This window comes from Halorhodospira neutriphila (genome assembly GCF_016584055.1).
In the GTDB taxonomy this organism is placed as follows: Bacteria; Pseudomonadota; Gammaproteobacteria; order Nitrococcales; family Halorhodospiraceae; genus Halorhodospira; species Halorhodospira neutriphila.
In genome coordinates, this window is the sequence record NZ_NRSH01000134.1 from 1 (window position 1) to 5,838 (window position 5,838).

Sequence of the window (5,838 nt, forward strand, 5' to 3'; positions counted from 1 at the left end):
GAGATCGGCTCCCCCGCCGGCAGCCCGGCCTCAGCCGCGGCGCCCATCGCGCCACCTCCTCAGCCGGCGGTCGAGGCGCAGCCGCCAGCGCCGGCGCTGCAGCAGCAGCCGGACCATCTGCCCCTCGCCGCCGGCGAGGCTGCGCTTGTAGCGGCTATCCCCCATCAGCAGGTCGTAGCGCCGCATCCCGCCGCGGGCGGCCTCGGCCGCGGCCAGGGCGTGGCAGACGAGGCCGGGCTTGCGCTTGGCATCGGCGTCGTAGGCGAAGCCGCCCTGGTAGTTGCACAGGTAGTCCCCTGCGGCCAGGTTGTAGAGGTAGCCGATCTCCCCCTGCCGGGTGCTGACCCGCAGCAGCTGGGCCCAGCCGTCGCCGGCGCCCAGCGCCAGCCAGCGCCGGTGGAAGCCCATCAGGCGGGGGTCCGCGAAGGCCCCCTCCCGCCCCCGGGCGCGCCAGCGGGACTGGTGCCAGGCGGCCAGGGCCTCGAGCCACGACTGCACTTGCCGCGGCCCCGAGGCCGCCTCCACCGCCACGGCCCCCTCGCCGCCGTAGGCGCGCAGGGCCCGCCGGATCTGCTGCCGGGTATTGCGGCTGAGCCGGCCGAGGAGGGCGCCGAGCCCGTCGGCCCCCTCAAGCTCGATGAAGCGGTAGGTGCGGCGCTCGCGGACCACCGGGGTCAGCGGCAGGTGGGCGAGCGCGGGGGCGATCCGCCGCCAGCGCGCCTCGTCCCACCAGCCCAGCGAGCACTCGTCCCAGCCGCTGCGCTCGAGCAGCGATGCCAGCAGCGCAGCCAGGGCCGGCGGCTCTTCCGCCTCGGCGGCGAGCAGGCCGTTGTGCTCCACGGTCAGCCGGTCGAGCCGAGGGTCTCCGGTCTCGTTGAGGTAGAGGACCCGGCTCGGGAGCGCCCGCAGCCGCCGCTCGCGCCCCTGCCCCAGGGTCGCCAGGGCCACGGTGCGCTCGCCGTCGCGGATCGCCACGGTCTCGAGGCCGCCCTCGCCGCCCGCCAGCTCGTGCAGGGCCTGGTGCCAGGCCGCGCTCAGGAAGGGCGAGACGGCGTACGCCCGGCCCATGGCCCGCCACTGCGGGGCCACCTCCTGGAAGGGCTGCCGTGTCACTCGCCAGGCCGGCATCGGGCTCGTGGGTTCTCCCGCAAGCTGCTCGTGGGGGCCGCGGCTCCCGGGCGCAATCCCCCGGGAGGGCCGCTACACTCCAGGTTAGGTCAGCGCGTCGGTTAACGACGCCCGCGGCGCAGGGCTTGGAGCCAGCACGATTGGAGCCAGCACGAACGGAGTGGCACGCCAAGGTGGAGCCTGTCCTTATGACGATCCGGGCCGGATGGCCGCTGATCCAGCCGCAGCCGCGGCTATCGATCCTGATCTACCACCGGGTCCTGTCCGAGGCCGACCCCATGCGCCCCGACGACCCCGATGTCGAGACCTTCGACCGGCAGATGCGGCTGCTCGCCCGGTACACCCGCGTGATGGCGCTCGACGAGGCGATCGAGCGGCTCGAGCGGGGCGATCTGCCGCGCGGCGCCACGGCCATCACCTTCGACGACGGCTACGCGGACAACTACTCCAACGCCCTGCCCATCCTGCAGCGCCACGGCCTGTCGGCGACCTTCTTCGTGGCCACGGGCTTTCTCAACGGCGGGCGCATGTTCAACGACACCATCATCGAGGCGGTCAACCGCGCGGGCGACGGCGGCATCCACCTCGGCGAGCTCGGCCTCGGCCACGTGCCGACCTCGGGCACGGCCACGCGCTACTACGCCATGGAGCGGATCACCCAGGCGGTCAAGCACCTCCCTGCCCAGGCCCGGCAGCAGGCCCTGGAGCTGCTCCTCGAGCGCGTCGGCGTCCCCGTGGAGGGGGGCTCGCCCATGATGACCGACGCCCAGGTCCGGGGGCTGCACGAGGCGGGGATGCTCATCGGCGCCCACACCGTCTCGCACACCATCCTCAGGCGGCTCGACGACGCCACGGCGCTGCGCGAGATCAGCGACAGCCGCGACTACCTCAGCGGCCTCCTGCGCCAGCCGGTGCGCTTCTTCGCCTACCCCAACGGGCGGCCGGGCCAGGACTACGGCCCGCGGGAGACGCGGCTCGCCCGGGCGCTGGGCTTCCGGGCCGCCCTGTGCATCGCCCGCGGCGGCGCGGCGCCGGGGAGCGATCTCTACCAGCTCCCCCGCTACACCCCGCACTCGCCCTCCCCGGTCAAGTTCCTCGCGCAGCTGATGCGCTGCAGCCGCGAGGAGGCCCAGGCGGTCTTCTGAGGAGCCTTCCCGAGCGCGATGCCTTTACGCGATCTCTTCTTCGGCAGCCTCATCTTCGGGATGATCCCCTTCATCCTCTACGCGCCTTGGCTGGGGATCCTCGGCTGGTACTGGATCGGCCTGATGAACCCCCACCGCCTGGCCTGGGGGCCGCTGGAGACCGCGCCGGTGGCGATGGCGGTGGCCCTCGCCACCCTCGCCGGCCTCCTCTACGCCCGCGACAAGCGCCTGCCGCCCTCGACGCGCGAGGTCTGGCTGCTGCTGCTCCTGTTCGTGCACTGGAGCGTCGTGACGTTCCTCTTCGCCTGGGAGCCGGAGCAGGCCTTCACGATCTGGGACAGCCGCATGCGCATCCTGCTGATGACCTTCGTCACCCTCGTGCTCATCTTCAGCCGGGAGCGCGTCACCGCCCTGCTGGCCGTGATCACCCTGTCCATCGCCTTCTACGGCTACAAGGGCGGCCCGCACTCGCTGGCCACCGGCTTCTCCGGCATGGTGCTCGGGCCCAAGGACTCCTTCATCGGGGGCAATACCGACATCGGCCTGGCCCTGGTCATGATCCTGCCCATGGCCTTCGTCCTCGCCCGGCAGGTCCACCAGGGCCGCCTCGCGCTGCCCGTCTCCATCCCCTGGGAGCGGCTGCGCAGGCCCCTCGGCCTGGCGCTCTACGCCGGCTTCTGGATGACGGCGATCGCCATCGTCGGCACCCACTCGCGGGGCGCGTGGCTCGGCCTGGCCGCCGTCGCGCCCTTCATCTTCTGGCGCATGCGCGGCAAGCTGACCCTGGTCACCCTGGCGCTGCTCGGCGTCGGGGTCGTCGGCGTCACCCTCCCCGAGCCGATCGTCCACGAGTGGGAGTCGCTGGTCGAGTACCAGCAGGACGATTCCGCCCAGGGGCGGTTCAACGCCTGGAACGTCAGCTGGAACATCGCGCTGGAGAACCCGCTGACGGGCAGCGGCTTCGGGACCCAGGGCCTCCCGACCCCCCTCTGGCTCAGCTACTACACGGGCGACGACCCGCACGTCCAGCGGCGCGCCGTGCACAGCATCTACTTCCAGATGCTCGGCAACCACGGCTTCCTGGGGCTAGGCCTGTTCCTCCTGCTGATCGCCTCCACCCTCCTCACCCTCAACCGCCTGCGCCGCCAGGCGGCGCAGCGCGAGGAGACCTACTGGATCAGCGAGTGGTCCTGGGCCTTGGGGGTGGGGATCATCGGCTACTGCATCGCTGGGGCCTTCCTGAGCCTCGCCTACTTCGATCTCTTTTACGCCATGACCGCCTTGGCAGTCATCATGCGGAGGGAGCTAGACGATGTCCTCGCCCGGGAGCAGCACCCCGCGGTCGCCCTCGGCCCGGCAGGCCAGCCTGTCCGTCGTCATCCCAGCCTTCAACTGCGCTGAGTACATCGCCGAGGCCCTCGAGAGCGTCCTGCAGCAGCGCCCGCGCCCGCTCGAGGTGATCGTCGTCGACGACGGCTCCACCGACGATACGGCGGCAGTGGTCCACGCCTTCGGCCAGCCCGTGCGCTACCTGCGCCTGCCGGGCTCCGGCAACGGCGCCGGGGCGGCCCGCAACGCCGGCCTGCGCGCCAGCCGGGGCGAGTATATCGCCTTCCTCGACGCCGACGACGTCTGGCTGCCCGGCAAGCTCGAGGCGCAGCTGCGCCTGATGGCCAGCCGCCCGCAGTTCCGGCTCTGCGCGACCCAGTTCCGGCTCTGGCGGCCGTACAGCGACGGCACCTGGCCGAGCGCCGCCGCCCTGGTCCCGGATGAGGCCCAGGCCGCCGGGCTCGGCCTCGACCCGGAGCGCTCCGGCTGGCTCTACCACAAGCTCCTCATGGACACCGTGGTCTGGACGAGCACCGTGGTCCTGCATCGCGGCCTCGTCGAGCAGGTCGGCGGGTTCCGCGAGGACTTCAAGCTGGGACAGGACTACGACTACTGGCTGCGCGCCTCGCGCTACACCCCCATCGCCACGCTGAGCACCGCCTACGCCCTCTACCGCAAGCGCCCCGACAGCGCCACCGCCCGCTGGGCGCCCATCAACTACGAGCTCCGCGCCCTGCAGAGCGCCCTGGCGCGCTGGGGCACCACCGGCCCGGACGGCCAGCGCATCTCGGAGCAGCAGCTGCAGCGCCGGCTCGCGAGCCTGCACTTCCGGATGGGCTACAACCGCTTCTGGGCGGGCGCGCCCGCCGAGGCGATCGCCCCCTTCTGGCACGCCTCCCGCCACCGCCCCGCCTTCTGGCGCAGCTGGGCCTACCTGGCGGCCGCCACGGCCTACAGCACCGGCCGGGCGCTGGGCCGGCTCCGGAGGCCGTCGCCGTGATCGCGCGCCGGCGCCCCCCTCGGCGCCCGGGCCCCGCCCTGCTCGGCGCCCTCCTGCTGGCCCTCGCCCTGCCCGGCGCCCTCCTGCTGACCCTCGCCCCCTTGGCCGCCGGCGGCGGCGCGGGCGCCGGCGAGGGGCGCGAGACCGTGGCCGTGCACGACGCCGCCGGGCTGCGCCAAGCGCTGCGCAGCGCCGGCCCCGGCACCACCATTGAGCTCGCCGCCGGCGAGTACCTCAGCCCCTTCCGGCTCGAGGGCCTGCAGGGCACCGCGCAGGCGCCCATCGTCATCACCGGCCCGGCAGCGGGCGAGCCGGCGGTCCTCCTCGGGCGCCGGGGGGCGAACACGCTCAGCCTGGTCAACACCGCCCACGTCGTGCTGCGCCACCTGACCCTCGACGGCCGGCGGCGGAACATCAGTGCCGTGGTCGCCGAGGCCGACGGCGACGCCGCCCACCACATCACCCTCGAGCACCTGGAGATCCGCCACTACGACAGCGACCAGGGCAATACCGGCATTACCACCCGCGTCCCCGCCTGGGCCTGGACCATCCGCCGCAACGTCATCCACCACGTCGGCACCGGCCTGTACCTGGGCCAGCCCGGCGGCCGGGCGCCGTTCATCGGTGGGCTGATCGAGCACAACTTCATCGCCGCGACGCGCGGCTACAACGCCCAGATCAAGCACCAGGGCGTACGCCCGGCGCTGCCCGGTATGCCCCACGAGCCGCAGCGCACGGTCATCCGCTACAACGCCTTCAGCAAGGCGGGGCACAGCAATCCCGAGCGCCCCCGCCCCAACCTCCTGGTGGGCCACTGGCCGCCGAGCGGGCCGGGGGCGCGGGACCGCTACCTCATCTACGGCAACCTCTTCTACGAGAACCCCCACGAGCGGCTCTTCCAGGGCGAGGGGAACGTGGCGCTGTACAACAACCTCCTCGTCAACCGCAGCGGCGACGCCCTGCTGATGACGCCGCACAACGGCGTGCCGGAGACGGTCCACATCCTGCACAACACCGTCCTGGCCGCCGGGTTCGGCATCCGCATCGACCGCCCTGCCCCGGAGCGCGAGCAGCGGATCGCCGGCAACGCCGTCTTCGCCGCGGAGCCGCTGGAGCGCGCCCCGGGGGTGACGGTCAGCGGCAACTACACCGGCGCTCAGGCCGAGGCCGCCGCCCGCCTGGCCGCGCCGCAGGCCGGCCTGGCCGGGCTCGACCTCTACCCGCGCCGCCCCGGGG

5 protein-coding genes are annotated in these 5,838 nt (G+C 73.2%); 4 read left to right on the forward strand and 1 reads right to left on the reverse strand.

Annotation, left to right across the window (positions count from 1 at the left end; genetic code table 11):
- Positions 1 to 30: 30 nt before the first annotated feature.
- Positions 31 to 1,128 (reverse strand): GNAT family N-acetyltransferase, encoded by a 1,098-nt coding sequence (locus tag CKO13_RS10185; RefSeq protein ID WP_207132186.1) that lies wholly within the window; start codon positions 1,126 to 1,128, stop codon positions 31 to 33.
- Between the two features lie 188 nt (positions 1,129 to 1,316).
- On the opposite strand from CKO13_RS10185, the gene CKO13_RS10190 reads away from it, so the two are divergent.
- The 4 genes from CKO13_RS10190 to CKO13_RS10205 all read left to right on the forward strand — a co-directional run.
- Positions 1,317 to 2,273, forward strand: coding sequence for a polysaccharide deacetylase family protein (locus tag CKO13_RS10190; protein ID WP_200260451.1), 957 nt, complete (start codon positions 1,317 to 1,319; stop codon positions 2,271 to 2,273).
- Between the two features lie 18 nt (positions 2,274 to 2,291).
- Positions 2,292 to 3,674, forward strand: a complete 1,383-nt coding sequence (locus tag CKO13_RS10195; RefSeq protein WP_200260454.1) for a putative O-glycosylation ligase, exosortase A system-associated — start codon at positions 2,292 to 2,294, stop codon at positions 3,672 to 3,674.
- Complete coding sequence (locus tag CKO13_RS10200; protein WP_242467995.1) at positions 3,586 to 4,602, forward strand: glycosyltransferase family 2 protein; 1,017 nt, start codon at positions 3,586 to 3,588, stop codon at positions 4,600 to 4,602. The genes CKO13_RS10195 and CKO13_RS10200 overlap by 89 nt, the downstream gene beginning before the upstream one ends.
- On the forward strand, positions 4,599 to 5,838 hold a 1,240-nt coding region (locus CKO13_RS10205; protein WP_200260457.1), incomplete at its 3' end, for a right-handed parallel beta-helix repeat-containing protein. The genes CKO13_RS10200 and CKO13_RS10205, both read left to right, overlap by 4 nt.